The 20,675-nt window shown below is 64.2% G+C and carries 13 protein-coding genes; 4 read left to right on the forward strand and 9 right to left on the reverse strand.

Annotation, left to right across the window (positions count from 1 at the left end; translation table 11 throughout):
- Positions 1-168: 168 nt before the first annotated feature.
- The 7 genes from ACQ4WS_RS24840 to kdpF form a co-directional block, all read right to left on the reverse strand.
- A complete protein-coding gene (locus tag ACQ4WS_RS24840; RefSeq protein ID WP_436479631.1) occupies positions 169-918 on the reverse strand; it encodes a TorF family putative porin in 750 nt (249 codons plus the stop codon).
- Positions 919-1,050: 132 nt separating this feature from the next.
- Positions 1,051-1,749, reverse strand: coding sequence for a two-component system response regulator KdpE (gene kdpE / locus ACQ4WS_RS24845; RefSeq protein WP_436479632.1), 699 nt, complete (start codon positions 1,747-1,749; stop codon positions 1,051-1,053).
- Positions 1,746-4,487, reverse strand: a complete 2,742-nt coding sequence (locus ACQ4WS_RS24850) for a DUF4118 domain-containing protein (protein WP_436479633.1) — start codon at positions 4,485-4,487, stop codon at positions 1,746-1,748. The genes kdpE and ACQ4WS_RS24850 overlap by 4 nt, the downstream gene beginning before the upstream one ends.
- A 76-nt stretch (positions 4,488-4,563) precedes the next feature.
- Positions 4,564-5,139 carry a potassium-transporting ATPase subunit KdpC gene (gene kdpC / locus ACQ4WS_RS24855; RefSeq protein WP_101482810.1) on the reverse strand — a complete coding sequence of 192 codons (576 nt, stop codon included), beginning with the start codon at positions 5,137-5,139 and terminating at the stop codon, positions 4,564-4,566.
- Between the two features lie 10 nt (positions 5,140-5,149).
- A complete protein-coding gene (kdpB, locus tag ACQ4WS_RS24860; RefSeq protein WP_436479634.1) occupies positions 5,150-7,228 on the reverse strand; it encodes a potassium-transporting ATPase subunit KdpB in 2,079 nt (692 codons plus the stop codon).
- A gap of 9 nt (positions 7,229-7,237) precedes the next feature.
- On the reverse strand, positions 7,238-9,043 hold the full coding sequence (gene kdpA, locus ACQ4WS_RS24865) for a potassium-transporting ATPase subunit KdpA (RefSeq protein WP_436479635.1): 1,806 nt from the start codon (positions 9,041-9,043) through the stop codon (positions 7,238-7,240).
- Entirely contained in the window at positions 9,043-9,132 is a 90-nt protein-coding gene (kdpF, locus tag ACQ4WS_RS24870; protein ID WP_034746483.1) for a K(+)-transporting ATPase subunit F, read from the reverse strand. Before kdpF ends, kdpA begins: the two co-directional genes overlap by 1 nt.
- 463 nt (positions 9,133-9,595) lie before the next feature.
- On the opposite strand from kdpF, the gene ACQ4WS_RS24875 reads away from it, so the two are divergent.
- The 4 genes from ACQ4WS_RS24875 to parC are packed head-to-tail and all read left to right on the forward strand — an operon-like array spanning position 9,596 to position 17,520.
- On the forward strand, positions 9,596-11,593 hold the full coding sequence (locus tag ACQ4WS_RS24875) for a DNA topoisomerase IV subunit B (RefSeq protein ID WP_436479636.1): 1,998 nt from the start codon (positions 9,596-9,598) through the stop codon (positions 11,591-11,593).
- Positions 11,593-13,302, forward strand: coding sequence for a molecular chaperone HscC (locus ACQ4WS_RS24880; protein ID WP_436479637.1), 1,710 nt, complete (start codon positions 11,593-11,595; stop codon positions 13,300-13,302). Before ACQ4WS_RS24875 ends, ACQ4WS_RS24880 begins: the two co-directional genes overlap by 1 nt.
- A complete protein-coding gene (locus tag ACQ4WS_RS24885) occupies positions 13,303-15,117 on the forward strand; it encodes a hypothetical protein (RefSeq protein WP_436479638.1) in 1,815 nt (604 codons plus the stop codon).
- 48 nt (positions 15,118-15,165) lie between these two features.
- Positions 15,166-17,520 carry a DNA topoisomerase IV subunit A gene (parC, locus tag ACQ4WS_RS24890; protein WP_436479639.1) on the forward strand — a complete coding sequence of 785 codons (2,355 nt, stop codon included), beginning with the start codon at positions 15,166-15,168 and terminating at the stop codon, positions 17,518-17,520.
- A gap of 246 nt (positions 17,521-17,766) precedes the next feature.
- On the opposite strand, the gene ACQ4WS_RS24895 is transcribed toward parC, so the two are convergent.
- The gene (locus tag ACQ4WS_RS24895) at positions 17,767-18,114 is read right to left on the reverse strand and encodes a hypothetical protein (protein ID WP_436479640.1); all 348 of its coding nucleotides are present in this window, start codon (positions 18,112-18,114) and stop codon (positions 17,767-17,769) included.
- 26 nt (positions 18,115-18,140) lie between these two features.
- On the reverse strand, positions 18,141-20,459 hold the full coding sequence (locus tag ACQ4WS_RS24900; protein WP_436479641.1) for a DUF8189 domain-containing protein: 2,319 nt from the start codon (positions 20,457-20,459) through the stop codon (positions 18,141-18,143).
- Positions 20,460-20,675 lie beyond the last annotated feature (216 nt).

Here is a 20,675-nt window from a genome sequence, read left to right on the forward strand (position 1 = left end):
CGGCTTCCTCCAGATCCGCAGTCGCCCGCGGCACCCTTGCCGTTCAGCTAACTCTTCCCCTTGTCGGGCGAGTAGAGGACTTTCACCTCCCAGTGAGTGCGCCCTGCCGGGCGCACCACAAAAAAAGGCGGCGCATGCGCCGCCTCTCCTCTCACTCAACTCAATCCATTAAAACGTTTTGCTGACCGTCAGCTGCAGCGCCGTCTTGCCCATGAATTTGCCATTCACTGGCGAAGCATAGGCCGACTTGCCCGCGTTCGTGCCGATCACGGCCAGCGCGCCCGTCACGATGCCGAAATCGCGCGTGACGCCCACTTTCCAGTCCGTGTAGCTAGCCGCATCATTGTTTTTGACCTTCTGGTGGCCCGCATGGAGGTTGCCGGTCCAGCCGTTCGTCAGGTCGATATTCGCGCCGATGTCCAGGTAGCCGCTGTTCTTGCTGTTGACGATGCCGAACAGATTGGAGACGGCGTGCGAATATTTTACGTAGGCGGGGCCATACGACAGCTGGCCGTAGACTTCCTGCGTATCCGCGTCGGCCAGGCCGTCGATGTGCTTCAAGCCGTTGTCCGCATACACATACGCCAGCACGCCGACGTCATAGCCGATATCGGCCGTCAACTGGCCGCGCTTGCCCGCATACAGGTCCACTTCCACATCGCCGCTGCCGCCAGCATCCTTGGTCCACTTGATGGTCGAGGCCCAGGCGCCCGCATACAGGCCGGTCGGGTTGTTGACGTAGTCGACGCCGCCCTGCAGCGCGGGTTTCAGGCGCGTCTGCGAAATGCCGCGATAACGGTAGTCGGACACGCCGGCCACGTTGAAGCTGACTGCATTATCGGGCTTGGCCTCTTCCGCGTGGGCCAGGTTGCCAGTAAAGGCGGTGGCGACGGCAAGTGCAAGTATCATTTTATTCATGGTTTTTTCTTCTTCATTGGTGGTATGGGCCTTTGCCAACATGGCGCAGCTGGCCCGCCGCTGCAAAAAAATGAGGTAAAGCGTCCCCCTGACGCACGCGGCGCCTGTTTTCAAACAGGGGAACAACAGGTGTTAGAGCGGCAGCAGCAGCCGGTAGCCGACGGCCGTTTCCGTCAGCAGGTACTGCGGCTGGGCCGGATCGGCTTCCAGCTTCTGACGCAGATGGCCCATGTAGATGCGCAGGTAGTGGCCGTTCTCGCTGTTCGACGGCCCCCATACTTCGCGCAGCAGTTGCGGATTGGTGACCACCCTGCCGGCGTTTTTCACCAGCACCGACAGCATGCGGAATTCTGTCGGCGTCATGTGCACCAGCTGCTTGTTGCGCGTCACCAGGCGGTCCTTCAGGTCAACCCGCACGTCGCCGAACTGCACCACGCCATCGTCGCTGGCAGCAGGCTGGCGCTGGCGGCGCAGGGTGGCGCGCACGCGGGCCAGCAGCTCGCCCACGCCGAACGGCTTGGTCAGATAGTCGTCGGCGCCCGCGTCCAGCGCGCGGATCTTGTCCTGCTCGTCGACCCGCGCCGACAGCACGATGATGGGCACGGCCGACCATTTGCGGATGTCGGCAATGAAATCGATGCCGTCGCCGTCGGGCAGCCCCAGGTCCAGCACGATCAGGTCGGGCCGGCGCGTGCCGGCATCGATCAAGCCCCGCTGCATGGTGGCGGATTCGAAAATCTGCCAGCCCTCGTCTTCCAGCGCGGCGCGCACGAAGCGGCGGATTTGCGGTTCATCCTCGACCAGCAAGGCGGTGGCGGAAGGTTCGTTCATGATGGTTTTCCTGTTTCAAAGTCGTTGGCGTCATCGAGCTCTATCTCTGGCGGCGCAGGGGGCGTGCCCAGCGGCAGGCTGAACACGATGGCAGCGCCCTGTCCCGGCGTGTGCGGCTGCGCGTGGATGGTGCCGCCGTGGGCTTCGACGATGGCGCGGCAAATGGCCAGCCCCAGCCCGACACCCGGCTTGTTCGATTCGCGCTCGCCGCGCGTGAATTTTTCAAAAATGGCTTCTTCGCGGCCAGGCGGCAGGCCCGGGCCATCATCGGCAACCGTCACCTGCAGGAACTGGCCGTGGATACCGGCAGCGACCGTGATGGTGCTGCCTGGCGGCGTGTACTTGGCCGCGTTTTCCAGCAGGTTGCACAGCACGCGCTCGACCAGCACGGCATCGTAGCGCACCAGGGGCAAATCCGGCGCCAGTTGCGTCTGCACGGCATGCTGCTGCAATTGCGGGCCGCTGGCACGCAGTGCGCTGCCCACCACTTCTTCCAGCGCCTGCCATTGCAGGTTCAGGCGCACCTGCCCGCTTTCGATGCGCGCCATATCCAGCAAGTTCGCCACCAGGGCGCTCATGCGCACGGTTTCGGACTGCAGCGAGCGCGCCATGTCCAGCTGCGCGGGTGACAGCGCAGGCCGGGACAGGGCCAGCGATTCAGCCAGGCCGACCAGCGACGTCAAGGGCGTGCGCAAGTCGTGCGACAGCGCCGCCAGCAGCGAATTGCGCAGCCGCTCGGACTCCATCTGCAGCAACGCGCCCTGGGCCACGTCGATGTAGTGCACGCGCTCGAGCGCGATGGCCGCCAGCGCGGCGAAGGTATCGAGGTGCTGGCGCTGTTCCGGCACCAGCAGCCAGCGCCCCCGCTGCGCGCCACCTAGCGGCAGCAGCGCCAGCACGCCACGCGTGCGCATCGGCGCGATCAGCGGCAGGTAGAAAATGGGCGAAGCCGGCAAGGTATCCGTGCCCGTACCCGCCGCCTGCGCATGGTCGAAGGCCCACTGCGCGATGCCGATATCGAGCGGCTCGCCGCCGTTCGGGGTCTGCAAGCTGCCTTCGTCATCAGGCAGCAGCAAGGTGGCGCGCGCGCGGAAAGCCCGTTCGATGGCGCTTTTCGTGATGTCGAAGATCTGCTCTGTCTGCAGCACGCCGGACAACTCGCGCGAGAATTCGTACAGGGCGCGGGCGCGCGCTTCGCGGTGCGAGGCCACGCGGGCCTGGAAGCGCAGGCCGGCCGTCAGGTGGCCCGTGATCAGGCCCACGGCCAGCATCACGCCAAAGGTAATCACATACTGAAAATCGCCCACGGCAAACGAGAAACGCGGCGGCACGAAGATGAAATCAAAGGATGCCACGCCCACCAGGCTGGCCAACGCCGCCGGCCCGCGCCCCAGGCGCACGGCCACCAGCACCACCGTCAGCAAGGACAGCATGGCGATATTGGCCAGGTCCAGGTAGGGTTGCAAGGGGACCGAGGCCAGCGCCGTGGCCAGGCTGGCGCCGGCGGCCAGGATGTAGCGCCAATGGCGCGATGGCCTGCGCGGCGCCTCCGCATCTTCGCCGGCCGCGCGCCGGGGCGCCGCATCGGCTGGGGGCAAGCCCACCTCAATCAGATCGATATCGGGCGCCAGGCTGGCCATGCGTGCGGCCGGCGGCGTGTGCCACAGGCGCGCCAGCGCGCCGGCGCGGCCACGGCCCACGATGACTTTCGAGATATTCGCGTTGCGCGCATACTCGACCACGGCGCCGGCGATGTCGGCGGACGGATTAACGGCCGTGCGCGCGCCCAGGTCCTGCGCCAGTTTCAGGGTTTTCAGGATGCGCTCGCGCTGGCCCGCCGGCAGGCGCTGCAAACGCGGCGTTTCCACGTAAAGCGCATGCCATTCCGCGTTCAGCTGGCTGGCCAGGCGCGCCGTGCTGCGGATCACGTGCTCGCCCCCCGCGTGCGGTCCCACGCAGGCCAGCAGCGCGGCGCCCGTCTTCCACACGGGATTGATGGATTTTTCGACGCGGTAAGCTTGCACGTCGTCCTGCACCCGGTCCGCCGTGCGGCGCAAGGCCAGTTCGCGCAAGGCGATCAGATTCCCCTTGCGGAAAAAATGCTGGGATGCCCGTTCGGCCTGCTGCGGCTGGTATACCTTGCCCTGCTTCAGGCGGCGCAGCAATTCATCGGCCGGAATATCGACCAGCACCACTTCATCGGCGCGGTCGAACACCGTGTCAGGCAGGGTTTCGGCCACGCGCACGCCGGTGATCCCGCCCACCACATCGTTCAGGCTTTCCAGATGCTGCACATTCACGGTCGACAGCACATCGATGCCGGCGGCCAGCAATTCCTCGACATCCTGCCAGCGCTTCGGATGACGCGAACCGGCCACGTTCGAATGGGCCAGTTCATCCATCAATATCAGCGACGGTGCGCGGCGCAGGGCCTCGTCCAGGTCGAACTCGAACAAGGTCTTGCCCCGGTACTCGATGGCCTTCAGTGGAAGCACAGGCAAGCCGTCAAGCTGGGCCGCCGTATCCTGGCGCCCGTGCGTCTCCACCACGCCCACCAGCAGATCCTGGCCATCGCCCAGCAGTTTGCGGGCGGCGGCCAGCATCGCATAGGTCTTGCCGACGCCGGCCGAGGCGCCGAAGTAAATGCGCAGCCGGCCGCGCGCGGCTTTCTTTTCCTGTGCCTGCACTTGCGCCAGCAGGGCATCAGGGTCGGGGCGTTGGCTGTCGTTGGGGAGCATGGGCATCTTTTAATTGTCGATTAGCCCAAGAACAAGGGCTGGGGTCAGACCCGACGGGTCTGACCCCGGTATCATCTTACTTTGCGGCTGCATCAAGCGCCAGATTCAGTTCCAGCACATTCACCCGCGGTTCGCCGAAAAAGCCGATATACGCGGTTTTCTGCACCTTGGCGATGGCGTTTTCCACCTGCGCCAGCGGCACTGCGCGCACGCGGGCCACGCGCGGCGCCTGGTACAAGGCTGCAGCCAGGCTGATTTCCGGGTCCAGGCCGCTGCTCGACGCCGTCACCAGGTCGACGGGAATGGCGCGCGTGTTGCCGGGGTCAGCTTCCTTCAAGGCAGCGATACGGGCCTTGACGGCGTCCACCAGGGCCGGATTGGTCGGTCCCTGGTTCGAGCCGCTCGAACCGGCACCGTTATTGGCCATCGGCGCGGTGGCCGATGGACGGCCCCAGAAATACTTGGGCGAGGTGAAGGACTGGCCGATCAGCATCGAACCGACGGGCTTGCCACCACGCTCGACGATGCTGCCGTTGACTTCATCGTTGAAGGCCAGCTGCCCGATGCCGGCCGTGGCAAACGGATAGACGACACCGCAGATCACGGTCAGCGCGGCAAACAGGACCAGGGCGGGACGTACGATAGTGCTCATGATGGTTCCTTTAGACTAAATTGAGTGCGGACAGCAGCATGTCGATCAGCTTGATCCCGATGAAAGGCAGGATGATGCCGCCCAGGCCGTAGATCAGCAGATTGCGGCGCAACAGGCTGGCCGCGCCGATGGCCCGGTATTGCACGCCCTTCAGGGCCAGCGGGATCAGCACGACGATGATCAAGGCATTGAAGATCACGGCCGACATGATGGCCGACGCGGGACTGGCCAGGTGCATGATGTCCAGCGCCTTCAATTGCGGATAGGTGCCCACGAACGCCGCCGGGATGATGGCGAAGTACTTGGCGATGTCGTTCGAAATCGAGAACGTCGTCAGCGAACCGCGCGTCATCAGCATCTGCTTGCCGATTTCAACGATTTCCAGCAGCTTGGTCGGGTTCGAATCGAGATCCACCATATTGCCCGCTTCTTTTGCCGCCTGCGTGCCCGAGTTCATGGCCACGGCCACGTCGGCCTGCGCCAGCGCTGGCGCATCGTTGGTGCCGTCGCCCGTCATCGCCACCAGGCGGCCTTCGGACTGATAGCTGCGAATCAGCTTGAGCTTGTCTTCCGGCGTCGCTTCGGCGAGAAAATCGTCGACGCCCGCTTCGGCGGCAATCGCGGCGGCCGTCAGCTTGTTGTCGCCCGTGATCATGACGGTCTTGATGCCCATGCGGCGCAATTCCGCGAAGCGCTCCTTGATGCCGCCCTTGACGATATCCTTCAGCTCCACGGCACCCATGACGCGGCCGTCGTCGACCACCACCAGCGGCGTGCTGCCGCGGCGCGCGATATCGTCGACGGCGCGTCCCACCTCGGCAGGATACGGCTGGCCCAGCGCTTCCACGTACTTTTTCATGGAATCGGCCGCACCCTTGCGCAACTGGCGTACTTGCTGCTCGCCCGGGATATCCACGCCGCTCATGCGCGTTTGCGCCGTGAAGGGCACGAAGGTGGCGTGCAGGCTGGCCATCTCGCGTTCGCGGATGTTGAACTTCTGCTTGGCCAGCACGACGATGCTGCGCCCTTCCGGCGTTTCATCGGCCAGCGAGGCCAGTTGCGCCGCATCGGCCAGCTGCTGCTCCGTCACGCCGGGAGCCGGCACAAAGCTGGAAGCCTGGCGGTTGCCCAGGGTGATGGTGCCCGTTTTATCGAGCAGCAGCACGTCCACGTCGCCGGCCGCTTCCACGGCGCGGCCCGAGGTGGCGATCACATTGGCCTGCATCATGCGGCTCATGCCGGCCACGCCGATGGCGGACAACAAACCGCCGATAGTGGTCGGAATCAGACACACCAGCAGCGCGATCAGCACGGTGATGCTGACGGGCGTGCCGCTGCCGGCTGCCGCCACGGAAAACAGCGAGTACGGCAGCAAGGTCACGGTGACGATCAGGAAGACGATCGACAGGGCCACGAGCAAAATCGTCAGGGCGATTTCATTCGGCGTCTTCTGGCGCTTGGCGCCTTCGACCATGGCGATCATGCGGTCGATGAAGGCTTCGCCCGGATTGACGGAAACGCGCACCAGCAGCCAGTCCGACAGCACGCGGGTGCCGCCCGTGACGGCCGAAAAGTCGCCGCCCGATTCGCGGATGACGGGCGCCGATTCGCCCGTGATGGCGCTTTCGTCGACGGAGGCCACGCCGGCCGTCACTTCGCCGTCCGCGGGAATCACGTCACCCGCCTCGACCAGCACCGTCATGCCCTTGCGCAGGTCGGTGGCCGGGGTGGGCAGCCAGGAGGTGCCGTACTTCGGCGTTTGCATTTTCTTAGCCATCACCGTCTGCTTCAGGGCGCGCAGCGAGGCCGCCTGGGCCTTGCTGCGGCCTTCGGCCAGCGCTTCGGCGAAGTTCGCAAACAGCACGGTAAACCACAACCACACGGCGACCGCGATGATGAAGCCGAACGGCGCTTCACCCTGGCCGTTCAGGGCCTGGATGGCCAGCAGGGTCGTGATGATGCTGCCGACATAGACGACGAACATCACGGGGCTGCGCCACTGCGTGCGGGGGTCAAGTTTTTTGAACGCATCGACGATGGCAGGGCCAATCAATGCGGAATCGAACAAGGTCAGGCTTGTGCGTGACATGGTAGCCTCTTATTTTGTGAAAAGTTGCAGGTGTTCGACGATCGGGCCCAGGGCCAGCGCGGGAACGTAATTGAGCACGCCGACCAGCACGACGACGCCGATCAGCAGGCCGATGAACATGGGGCCGTGCGTGGGCATGGTGCCGGCATTGGCCGACAGGCGCTGCTTGGCCGCCAGCGAACCAGCCACTGCCAGCACGGGTACGATCACGCCGAAACGGCCAAACCACATGGCGATCGCCAGCATCACGTTGTAGAACGGCGTGTTGGCGGACAGGCCGGCAAACGCGCTGCCGTTGTTGTTGGCCGCCGACGTGAAGGCGTACAGGATCTCCGAGAAGCCATGCGCACCCGGATTGGCCACGCCGATCTTGCCCGGTTCGACCATCACGGCGATCGCCGTGCCCGTCAATACCAGGGCTGGCGTAATCAGGATGGCCAGCGACACCATCTTCATTTCATAGGCCTGGATTTTCTTGCCCAGGTATTCAGGAGTGCGGCCAATCATCAGGCCGGCGATGAAGACGGCCAGGATAGCGAACATCAGCATGCCGTACAGGCCCGTACCCACGCCGCCGAACACCACTTCACCAAATTGCATCAGCAGCAGCGGCACCATGCCGCCCAGAGGCATGTAGGAGTCGTGCATGGAATTGACTGCGCCGCACGATGCCGCCGTCGTCACCGCCGCGAACAGGGTCGAGGAGCTGATGCCGAAGCGCGTTTCCTTGCCTTCCATATTGCCGCCCGATTGCAGACTGCTGGCCTGCTGATCCACGCCCAGTGCCTGCAGGTTCGGATTGGCTTGCTGCTCGGCGCTCATCACGCCAGCCGTCATGACGACAAAGATCATGGTCATGGCGGCCAGCACGGCCCAGCCCTGGCGCAGGTCGCCCACCATGCGGCCGAAGGTGAAGCACAGGCCGGCGGGAATGATGAAGATGGCCAGCATCTGCAGGAAGTTCGACAGCACAGTCGGGTTTTCATACGGGTGCGAGGAATTGGCATTGAAGAAGCCGCCGCCATTCGTGCCCAGCAGCTTGATCGACTCCTGCGATGCGACGGGGCCCATGGCAATCGTCTGCGTGGTTGCCACTTGCGCTTCCATCACGGGTTTACCGGCGGCATCCACCACGGGCTGGCCATCGGCCGTCACTTTCGGCGTCTCATACGCCACGTGGTCGAGCAGGGTCACTTCCTTGTAGGCGGAAAAATTCTGAATCATGCCTTCGCCCATGAAGACGACGGACAGGGCCAGGGACAGCGGCAGCAGGATGTACAGGGTGGAGCGCACCAGATCGACCCAGAAATTGCCGATCGATTTACCCGAGCGCGAGGCGAAGCCGCGCACCAGCGCGAAGATCACGGCGATGCCGGTGGCCGCCGAGAAGAAGTTCTGGCAGGCCATGCCCAGCATCTGGGTCAGGTAGCTCATGGTCTGTTCGCCGCCGTAGCCCTGCCAGTTGGTATTGGCGACGAAGCTGACGGTGGTATTGAACGAGGAATCGGGGCTGACGGCGCCCAGGCCCTGCGGATTGAGGGGCAAGAAGCCCTGCAGGCGCTGCAGGCCATAGACGAAGACGGCGCCCACTGTGTTAAACACGATCAGGGCGATGGCATAGCTTTTCCAGCCCATGGCCTTGTCGGCAGGAAGGCCGGACCAGCGGTACAGCAGATTTTCCAGCTTTTGCAGCCAGCCCAGGCCACGCACGGGGCCATCGCCGGCCACCTTGGCCATGTACAGGCCCAGCGGATAGCCGGCGGCCAGCAGCACGACCAGGAAGGCCACCAGTAACAGTATCGATTGTGTCGTCATCACAGTTCCTCCGCCTTCAGCAGCGCCACCAGCAAATACACGAGCAGGCCGGCCGAAACCACGGCGCCCAGCACATAAAACGCGTTCATTTGACGCTCCCTAGTTTGTCGCATGCGGCGGCAAAGCCGGCCGCCACGACGAAAAACACGGCAATCAAGCCGAGATACACGAAATCCATTCCCACCCTCATTCAGGTTTGTTTTGATAGTGAGCAGATTAGCCAAAAGGGTCTAAAAAATTCGTAAAGACTGGGGAGGCAGCTGTAAACAAGATGTAAAAACGGCGGCTTTACCGCATAAAATCCATCACAATTGGCGCAAAACCACGCGCGCGGCGCACTGTTGTTGCCCTGGAGTAGCGCTATTGCTGGCGGGACAAGATAGAATGCGCGAGCGTCCGCACAAGGACGCCAAGCCTGCCGCACTGCCCTCCCCCAGTGACGCTGGACGGGATATACTGTATATTCATACAGCTATCGCCGCCGCTGTCATTGCGCCCCGCAGTGCCCTGGCCTGGCGTTCCAACCACTGTCTTTACTTAGCTTGAACACGTATGGCCACTAAAAAACCAGCATCCGACTACAGCGAATCATCCATCCGTGTCCTGAAAGGACTGGAACCCGTCAAGCAGCGCCCGGGGATGTACACCCGCACTGAAAATCCGCTGCACATCATTCAGGAAGTGATCGACAATGCCTCCGACGAGGCGCTGGGCGGTCATTGCACGCATATCGCCGTCACGCAAAACACGGATGGCAGCATTACCGTCGAAGACAATGGCCGCGGCATTCCCGTCGGCCTGCATCCGGAAGAAGGCGTGCCGACGGTGGAAATCGTGTTTACACGGCTGCACGCGGGCGGCAAGTTCGACAAGGGTTCGGGCGGCGCCTACGCGTTCTCGGGCGGCTTGCACGGCGTCGGCGTGTCCGTCACCAATGCGCTGTCGACGCGCCTGGAAATCACCGTCTGGCGCAAGGAAAGCGACGGCAACGGCCTGCATCACATGGTGTTTGCAAATGGCGACGTGATCGAGCCCTTGAATTCCCGTCCCGCCCCGCGCGACGGCAAGAAGTCGGGTACGCGCGTCACGGCCTGGCCCGATGCAAAATATTTTGATTCGCCCAATATCTCGCAAACCGAGCTGCAACGCCTGCTGCGCTCGAAAGCCGTACTGCTGCCGGGCGTGACCGTCACTCTGACCAACGCGAAAACGGGCGACACGCAAACCTGGCAGTACGCGGAAGGCTTGCGCGGCTACCTGACCGAAACGCTGGCGCAGGTATCGAATGGCGAAACCCTGATTCCCCTGTTCGAAGGCGCGCAATACGCGGGCCCGGACTCGGAAGGCTTTGCCGAAGGCGAAGGCGCGGCCTGGGTGGTGGCGTGGACGGAAGAAGGCGCCATCGTGCGCGAATCGTACGTCAACCTGATTCCCACCTCGAATGGCGGCACGCACGAATCGGGCTTGCGCGACGGCCTGTTCGGCGCCGTGAAAAACTTCGTCGAAATGCACTCGCTGCTGCCGAAAGGCGTGAAGCTGCTGCCGGAAGACGTGTTTGCGCGCGCTTCCTTCGTGCTGTCGGCGAAAGTGCTGGACCCGCAATTCCAGGGCCAGATCAAGGAACGCCTGAATTCGCGCGACGCCGTGCGCCTCGTTTCGACCTTCACCAAGCCGCCGCTGGAACTGTGGCTGAACCAGCACGTCGACTACGGCAAGAAGCTGGCCGACCTGGTGATCAAGCAGGCGCAGTCGCGCCAGCGTTCACTGCAAAAAGTGGAAAAGAAAAAATCCTCGGGCGTCGCCGTCTTGCCGGGCAAGCTGACGGACTGCGAATCGTCGGACATCACGCGCAATGAACTGTTCCTCGTCGAGGGCGACTCCGCGGGCGGTTCGGCCAAGATGGGCCGCGACAAGGAATTCCAGGCGATTTTGCCCCTGCGCGGCAAGGTCTTGAACTCGTGGGAAACGGACCGCGACCGCCTGTTTGCCAATAACGAGATCCACGACATCGCGGTCGCCATCGGCGTCGACCCGCACAGCGTGGGCGACTCGCCCGATCTGTCGGGCCTGCGCTATGGCAAGATCTGCATCCTGTCGGATGCGGACGTGGACGGCTCGCACATCCAGGTACTGCTGCTGACGCTGTTCTTCAAGCACTTCCCGGCCCTGATCAACAAGGGGCACATCTGCATCGCCCGCCCGCCTTTGTACCGCGTGGATGCACCGGCGCGCGGCAAGAAGCCGATGCAGAAAATCTACGCGCTCGACGACGGTGAACTGGTCGCCATCGAGGACAAGCTGCGCAAGGAAGGCGTGAAACAGGGCGCCTGGTCGATCTCGCGCTTCAAGGGCCTGGGCGAGATGAACGCCGAGCAGCTGTGGGAAACGACGATGAACCCGGACACGCGCCGCCTGCTGCCCGTGACCCTGGGCGAAATCGACCACATGACTTCCTCCGCCCGCTTCAACATGTTGATGGGCAAAGGCGAAGCGGCCGGACGCCGCGCCTGGATCGAAGAACACGGCAATGAGGCGGAGGCGGATATCTGATGATCATCGGTATCGACCTGGGCACCACCAACAGCCTGGTCGCCATCTGGCGCGACGGCAAGGCTGCCATCATCCCGAATGCGCTGGGTGAACACCTGACGCCGTCATGCGTCAGCATCGATGACGACGGCACCGTGCTGGTGGGCCGCGCGGCGCGCGAGCGCCTGCAGACGCACCCGCTGGTGACGGCGGCCGTCTTCAAGCGCTACATGGGCAGCGAAAAGAAGATCACCCTCGGCACGCAGCAGTTCCGTCCGGAAGAGCTGTCCTCGATGGTGCTGCGCGCGCTGAAGGAAGATGCGGAAGCCTTTTTGGGGCACAAGGTCGAGGAAGCCATCATCACCGTGCCCGCGTATTTCAGCGATGCGCAGCGCAAGGCCACGCGCATCGCCGGCCAGCTGGCGGGCTTGCGCGTGGAGCGCCTGCTGAACGAGCCGACGGCCGCCGCGCTGGCCTACGGCATCCGCGACAAGGAACAGGAAAGCAAATTCCTCGTCTTTGACCTGGGCGGCGGCACATTCGACGTGTCGATCCTGGAACTGTTCGAAGGCGTGATGGAAGTGCGCGCCTCGGCCGGCGACAATTTTCTGGGCGGCGAAGACTTCGTCACCGTGCTGGTCGACGCCTTCCTGGAAGGCAGCGGCTTGCGTGAAGCAGCCGGCAGCCGTTTGTTCGATCCGCGCCAGCAACAGCTGCTGCGCGATGAAGCCGAGCGCGTCAAGCGCCTGCTGTCGGAGCAGCCGTCCGTGCGCATGGCCACGCGCTACCAGGAGAAGGAATACAGCTGGGAGATCAGCGAAGACAAACTGGCGCAATTGTGCGAGCCCCTGCTGGCCCGCCTGCGCCTGCCCGTGGAACGGGCGCTGCGCGACGCCACCATCCGCGCCGCGGAACTCGATGAAGTGGTGCTGGCCGGCGGCGCCACGCGCATGCCGCTGGTGCGCAAACTCGTGTCGCGCATGTTTGGCCGCTTCCCCGCCATCCACCTGGACCCGGATGAAGCCGTGGCGCTGGGCGCCGCCGTGCAGGCGGGCCTGAAGATGCGCGACGCGGCCCTCGACGAAGTGGTCATGACGGACGTGGCGCCGTATTCGCTGGGCATTTCGATTTCGCGCCAGGTGGGCGCAAACCAGTATGAAGGCGGGCACTACCTGCCCATCATCGAGCGCAACTCCGTGGTGCCCGTCTCGCGCACGGAAAACATCACGACCATCTACGACAACCAGAAGGAAATCAACGTGGCGATCTTCCAGGGCGAGTCGCGCCTGGTGGCCGACAACGTCTTCCTCGGCAAGATCAGCATCCCGATACCCGCGAAAAAGGCGGGCGAAATCGGCATCGACGTGCGCTTTACCTATGACGTCAGCGGCGTGCTGGAAGCGGAAGTGACGGTGCTGGCGACGCAGGAACGCCACAAAATGATCATCAGCGACAACGCGGGCGTGATGACGCCGGAACAGATCGAGCAGCGCTTTGCGGAACTGGCCGACCTGAAGATCCATCCGCGCGAGCAGATGGAAAACCGCACCCTGGTCACGCGCGCCGACCGCCTGTACGAACAGTCGCTGGGCGACGTGCGCCAGTACCTGGCGGCGCACACGGCCAACTTCCAGGCCGCGCTGGAAACGCAGGACCCGAACACCATCCGCAAGGCCCGCCAGGCGCTCGACGAAGTGTTGCGCCAGGTCGAGAGCGAGAGCTTCCTGTAAATGGACGGCGGCACGCACAACGGGCAGCGCAGCCTGTGGGATATCCTGGGCACGGAGCCGACGGGCGACGACCGCGCCTTCAAGCGCGCGTACGCCAAGCGCCTGAAGATGACGCGTCCCGAGGATGACCCAGCCGCCTTCCAGGAGCTGCGCGAAGCGTATGAATACGCGCTGCGCCATGCGCACCTGTTTGCTGCGGAACTGCCGGAAGCACAAGCGGTGGCGGCCGAAGCAGAAGCGCCAGAAGCGCCGCCCATGGAACCGGCCGAGCTGTGGGGCGTCATCGACGACGCCGCGCAAGACACAGGCACGGAACTGTGGGGCGTCATAGCCCAAGAGCCCGCACCGCCGCCGGAACAATGGGGCGTGGTCGCTATCGATCCGGTGCAGGAAGCGTCCTACCTGTGGCAAGGCTGCCTGGCGCTGACGCGGCACGCGGATGCCGGCGACGTGCTGGCCCGCATGCTGCTGGACGAGGCCATGCTGAACCTCGACGTGCGCGAGGAATTCGATCTGTGCGCGCTGCGCTATTGCGCCAGCGCCGGCTATGACCTGGCGCTGCGCCAGGCCCTGTTCGAGCAGCTGGGCTGGGACCGCGATTTTTCCTACCTGGCGCGCAACCATGCGGACCTGGTGCGTAGCGCCGTGCAGCGCTACCGGGCGGACCGCTCGTTCGCCCATTTCAGCGATAACCGCGACAGCTACCCCGGCCTGGACTGCATCATGTCGCAGCAGCCGCCATCGGCCTATGCGCGCCAGCTGTTCGACCAAAAATTCACGCTGCAGCTGCGCGAGCTGCTGCACGCGATACGCTGGCAGCACGCCGAGATGCTGGCCTTGAAGCTCGATACTGACCTGTTCGAGCAATGGGAACAAGCCGTCCATGCCAAGCGCTACTTCAAGCAGACGGCGCTGGCCTCGGGCGGTCTGGGTTTCGTGCTGCACTTCATGCTCGCGGGCGTGCTCGATGCAGCCGGTTTCAAGCTCTGCGACACGGCTGCCTATGCCAGCCTGCTGGGCTTCCAGGCGCTGGCCTTTGCCATGCTGGCCATGTATGCCTTGCGCTGGCCGGCGCCCCTGTTCGCGCGCCTGGAGTCGCTACAAGAAGCGCTGCAGGAACGCCTGCCCATGCTGTGGCAGCGGCCCGGCTTGCGGCAACTGAGCTGGATCGTGCCCTACCTCGTGCTGGCGCTGCTGCTGTTCCTGCCCGAACGCAGCGAGACCATGCGCCTCGTTACCGCGGCCGGCTTGTGCGCGTCCGCCCTGCTCGCGTATGCGATGAACCGCCAACTGCTGCATGGCATGCTGCTGCTCCTGTGCCTGGGCCTGTCGCTGTTCGCCGCCATGTTCATGAGCGGCAAAGGCCAGTCGGCGCTGGCCATCGGCGAGGCCATGCCCTTGATATTTTGCCTGGCGGCGCTGGCCCTGCGCAGCGCCACCGGCCTGTATGGCGATTGCGGCTGGCCAGAGGCGCTCTTGCCGCGACTGCGCGCGGCATGGCTGATCGGCTGTGCGGGATTGCTGTCGCTACTGTATGCGCAGCAGCTGCCCGCCGCCCTCGTCGGCGCCATGCTGTATGCCTGGTCGTGTGCCGGCTTGCTGTTTTCCCCCACCGATTTCAAATGGAAGACGATCTGGCCGGTGGTGCTGGCGCCATCCATCGCCAGCGTTGTGCTGGCCAACCTGGCCCCGACAATGGTGGCGCAAGCCATCATGCATCACAGCGTCGAAGTAGCCCTGGCCGTGCTGTATTTCACCCTGCGCTATATGTATCAGACTTACCGGCTGTCGTCAGCCAAATCCAGGCTGTCATAATCAGCCCCACGAATTCAACCGCAATCACTTAACACCGAAACAAGCGCCATGTCCACACAAACCAATTTATTTGACGATGCCCAGCCTGAGCCGACCCTGCCGGATGAACCGGTATTCGACGGCGAAGCGCTGACCCTGTCCACCTTTGCCGAGCGCGCTTATCTCGATTACGCCATCTCCGTCGTCAAGGGCCGCGCCCTGCCCGACGTCTGCGACGGCCAGAAGCCCGTGCAGCGCCGCATCCTGTATGCGATGAATGAGCTGGGACTCAATTCCACGGCGAAGCCTCGCAAATCGGCGGCCGTGGTCGGCGACGTGCTGGGTAAATTGCATCCGCACGGCGACCAGTCCGTGTACGACGCGCTGGTGCGCATGGCGCAGGATTTCTCCTTGCGCTATCCGCTGATCGATGGTCAGGGCAACTTCGGCTCGCGCGACGGCGATGGCGCCGCGGCCATGCGTTACACGGAAGCGCGCCTGACGCCGATCGCCAAGCTGCTGATGGATGAAATCGGCATGGGCACGGTAGACTTCCAGCCCAACTACGACGGCTCGACGGAAGAACCGAAGCTGCTGCCAGCGCGCCTGCCGATGGTGCTGCTGAACGGCGCCTCCGGCATCGCCGTGGGCCTGGCGACGGAAATCCCGTCGCACAATCTGGCGGAAGTGGCAAAAGCAGCTGTCGCCATGATTCGCGATCCGAAGATGACGCACGCCGAACTGATGGCCATCATTCCCGGCCCCGACTTCCCCGGCGGCGGCCAGATCATCACGCCGCCGTCGCAAATCCAGGACATGTATGCGAGCGGCCGTGGCAGCATGAAGGTGCGCGCGCGCTGGAAGATCGAAGAGCTGGCGCGCGGCCAGTGGCAAGCCGTCGTGACGGAACTGCCGCCGGGCACCTCGTCGCAAAAGGTGCTGGAAGAAATCGAGGAACTGACAAATCCGAAGATCAAGCTTGGCAAGAAGGCGCTGTCGCCGGACCAGGTGGCCCTGAAGGCGCTGATCCTCAATTCGCTCGACACCATCCGCGACGAATCGGGCCGCGCCGCACCCGTGCGCCTGGTGTTCGAACCGAAGTCGAAGAACCAGGACCAGACGGAATTCATGCTGATGCTGCTGGCGCACACCTCGCTGGAATCGTCGACCTCGATCAATCTGGTGATGATCGGCGGCGATGGCCGTCCGCGCCAGAAAGGGCTGGGCGACATCCTGCGCGAGTGGATCGATTTCCGCTTCGAGACCGTCACGCGCCGCACCGGCTACAAACTGGGCAAGGTCAAGGACCGCATCCATATTCTGGAAGGACGCGAAGCGATCCTGCTCAATATCGACAAGGTGATCCAGATTATCCGCAACTCGGATGAACCGAAAGCGGCCCTGATCGAGGCGTTCAAGCTGTCCGAACGCCAGGCCGACGACATCCTGGAAATCCGTTTGCGCCAGCTGGCGCGCCTGGAAACGATCAAGATCCAGCAGGAACTGGCCGAGTTGCGCAAGGAAGAAAAGTCCTTGCAAGACCTGCTCGACAACCCGGGCTCGATGAAGCGCGCCATCATCCGCGAGATCGAAGCGGACGCCAAGCAGTTCGGCGACGCGCGCCGCACCCTGATCGAGGAAGCGCAAAAAGCCGTGGCGGAACAGAAGGTGGTCGATGAGCCGGTCACCGTCATCATTTCGGAAAAAGGCTGGGTGCGCGCACGCACCGGCATCGGCCACGATGCGGCGCAATTCACGTTCAAGGCCGGCGACAGCCTGCATGGCGCCTTCGAATGCCGCACGGTCGACACCCTGCTGGGCTTTGGCAACAACGGCAAGATTTACTCGGTTCCCGTCTCGGCGCTGCCCAATGCGCGCGGCGACGGCGTGCCGATCACTACCTTGTGCGACCTGAGCGGCGGTACGCCGGGCAACGCCGTGCGTATCCTGCACTACTTTGCGGGCAATGGCGCCACCAGCTTGCTGCTGGCGACGAGCGCCGGCTACGGCTTCATCGCCAAGGCGGGCGACATGACGAGCCGTCTGAAAGGCGGCAAGGCCTTCATCACACTGGATGACGGCGACGTGCCTCTGGTGCCGAAAGTCATCCTTGACGCGGCCAGCGCCCTGGCCTGCCTGACGGAAGGCGCGCGCCTACTGGTGTTCGGCCTCGATGAAATGAAGACCCTGTCGAAAGGCGGTACGGGCGTCAAGCTGATCGACCTCGATGCCAAGGACAAGCTGCTGGCCGTGCAGCCGATCACCCAGCGCGGCGTGGTGGTCTCGGGTATCGGCCGGGCCGCGAAGCCGCAGGATGCGTCGCTCGGTGCCACGGCCCTGGCCGAGCACTTCGGCAAGCGCGCGAAGAAGGGCAAGGCGCTGGCGGCCAAGCTGAAACCGGTGTCCATGACGGCCATCGGCTGATCGCCACCCGGCCATACGAAAAGACAGGTTCGCCTGTCTTTTTTTTCGCCCATTGCACGTAGCGGCAGCAGGAAAAGTAATGTGACAGAGACTCCCCACATCCCCGCTATCCCTGCAGGCGTGCCACCCACGGACCGGAGAACAGGGATGACAAGTCAGTTTTCGGGCAGGCGGCCATGGCGGTCGAGGGTCTGCCGTATCATCGGCTGGGAACTGGGCAAGTCGCCGGCAAGCTGCGCGGCAGCCTTAACGCCGCGCCAGGCGCAGCACCTCGGGCGTCGCTTCGATGATATCGATCACGTCCTGCGCCCGGCTAGCATCGCCGAGCGCATAGCGGCCCATGCCCAAGGGCACCAGCCGGGTAACGTGGCCGGCGCGGGGACGGTCATCGGGGCCGGGCGACATGGACGTCAATGTCGCCTCCCCTTGCGCCATGGCGCCGGCCGGCGCGCCGAACTCCAGCACCTTGCGCCCCTTGCGGCTGGGAGGAAAGGCGAACGTGGCCGTAGGCCGGTACACCTCGATACCGTCTGCGTCCTCCTCGAAGGAATGCGTCCAGCTGCCGCTGGGCAGTGCCGTTGTCATGCCATGCATGCCGCCTCCCGTTTCAACCATTGACGTCAGAAACACGATACCACGCCGCCCAGGTTTTCATAGCCTTTCACGGAAGGCGACCAGGCCGTGCCGTTCCATGCCTTGTGGAACAGGGCGCCATTCGTGCCCGTGACAAATACGTCGAGGCGGTTCGGCGCCCAGGCCGTGGCGCGCGGACGCGAGGTGCATACGCCGCCCAGATTTTCAAAGCCCGTCAAGGAAGGCGACCAGGCGGATCCATTCCAGGCCTTGTGGTACAGGGCGCTGTCCGTGCCGATGACGAACAGGTCGAGCCGGTTGGGTGCCCACGACACGGCTTCCACTTCGCCCACACAGACGCCGCCCAGGTTGTCGAAGCCCTCGTTGGAAGGGCCCCATTTCGCGCCATCCCACCATTTATGGTACAGCGCCCCATCCATGCCCGTGACGAAGACGTCGAGACGGTTCGGCCCCCACGCCACCGCCTTCGGCGACGAGGTGCAGATGCCACCCAGGCGCTCATAGCCCGTCAGCGACGGCCCCCAGGCCGTGCCGTTCCACCACTTGTGGTACAGGGCCCGGTCCGTGCCGACGACGAAGACATCGAGGCGGTTCGGCCCCCACGCCACGGCTTCCGGCTGGCCCAGGCAGATGCCGCCCATGGCTTCGTAACCGGTCAACGATGGCCCCCAGGCGGCGCCATTCCACCACTTGTGATACAGGCCGCGGTCCGTGCCGACGACGAACACGTCGAGGCGGTTCGGCCCCCAAGCCACGGCGCGCGGGTCGCCCACGCACAAGCCGCCCATCGCTTCATAGCCGGTCAGGGATGGTCCCCAGGCCGTGCCGTTCCACCACTTGTGGAACAAGCCGCTGTCGGTGCCCGTCACAAACACGTCGAGCCGGTTCGGTGCCCACGACACCACCTGCGGCGCACTGGTACAGATGCCGCCCTGCCCTTCATAGCCGGTGACGGACGGCGCCCAGGCCGTGCCATTCCAGGCCTTGTGGTGGAGCGCGCGGTCCGTGCCCAGCACGAAGACATCGAGGCGATTCGCGCCCCAGGCCACGACGGGAGAAGAGCTCTGGCGCGGCGTGGCGCCCGTGCCTGTCCCGCCCGTGCCGATGCTGGCGCGCGGGCCGTCGAGGCAAGCCTGCATGCGCGCCACCTGGCCCGCGGTGAACATGAACATGGCCGTATCGTCGACATAATCCATATAGTTCATGAACATGTCGCCATTCGGCCCGTTACTGCAGGACACCTGCGGAAACGAGGGCTGGCCCGTGTTCGGCCCGCCCTGGTTCGGCGTGTCGGCCACGTTGTCCGTGCCAGAGCACCCGGTGCCGTCGTCGCCCCAGATATGGTTCAGGTTCAGCCAGTGGCCGATTTCATGCGTGGCCGTGCGCCCCAGGTGGAACGGCGGCGCCGCCGTGCCGCTCGTGCCAAAGGCCGATTGCAGGATCACCACGCCGTCGGTAGCGGCAGGGCCGCCGGGAAACTGCGCATAGCCCAGCAAGCCGCCACCCAGCTGGCATACCCAGACATTCAGATAGCTGTCGGCCGGCCAGGCATCCATGCCACCCGTCGCCTGCGACTTGACGGCATCATCCGCACCAAAGGACGTCACCGTCGTCTGGCGCCGCTCGATGCCGCTGCTGGCCGCGCCATGCGGATCGATCGTGGCCAGCACAAACTCCACACGCGCATCGGCCGTCAGCGGCAGGAATGGCGCCGGCGTGCCGTTCACATCCGGGTTGACGCGGCGGAAGTCGCGGTTCAGCACATCGAGCTGGCTGGCGATCTGCGCATCCGAAATATTCTGCGCGGCCGTATTCCACACCACGTGCACCACCACCGGTATCTGCGTCACGCCGGAACGTGCAGCAATGCTGCTGTCGCCCTCGTACAGTCCAGCCAGGTTTTCGATATCGGCGCGTACATTCGCATACGATGGATCTTCGGTCAGCAGGCGGCGATGCACGTTCATCGTGGCGCAGGTGCGCATCTGCGGCGTACCGCCGCCCTGCCCACCATCACTGCCGCTGCTGCCACTGCCGTCACCATCGCCACCCATGCCACCGCCAGCCCCAACTTGCATGCAGCTGATGGCCGCCATGCCCTGCGATGCCTGCTGCATGCCGCCGCCCGGCATGGCGCTGGCATCCGCGGCGGCTGCACCCTGGGTGAGCGCCGCCAAATCCGCATACGACACGCCCAGGCGCAGCCCAGGCATGGCATCGCCGCCCGCCGCATCAGCGCCGGCCTGCATGTCACCTTCGACTGGCATGGACTGCATGGCAGACATGGCTGGCGCGCCTTCAGCCGAACCGGTCTCCGGTGATCTTTTCGTTTTAGCGGTGTTCATGATGTCTCCTTCGTCTGTTTGCCAGTTCACTATGGCACGGCGAAAAGAGGAGCATTTGCGCCAGATCAAGACTGGCAAGCGGCGCCAAAGGAAAGTGGCAGAATCGAGTAGGGGGCTGAGTTACCTCAGCCGCCCTCTCACACCACCGTACGTGCGGTTCCGCATACGGCGGTTCATTTCACAAGCTGGAAGCGCTGCTGGGTGTCCAGCAGCGAA

It is taken from the genome of Janthinobacterium leeuwenhoeki (assembly GCF_051380795.1).
Classification (GTDB): domain Bacteria; phylum Pseudomonadota; class Gammaproteobacteria; order Burkholderiales; family Burkholderiaceae_D; genus Janthinobacterium.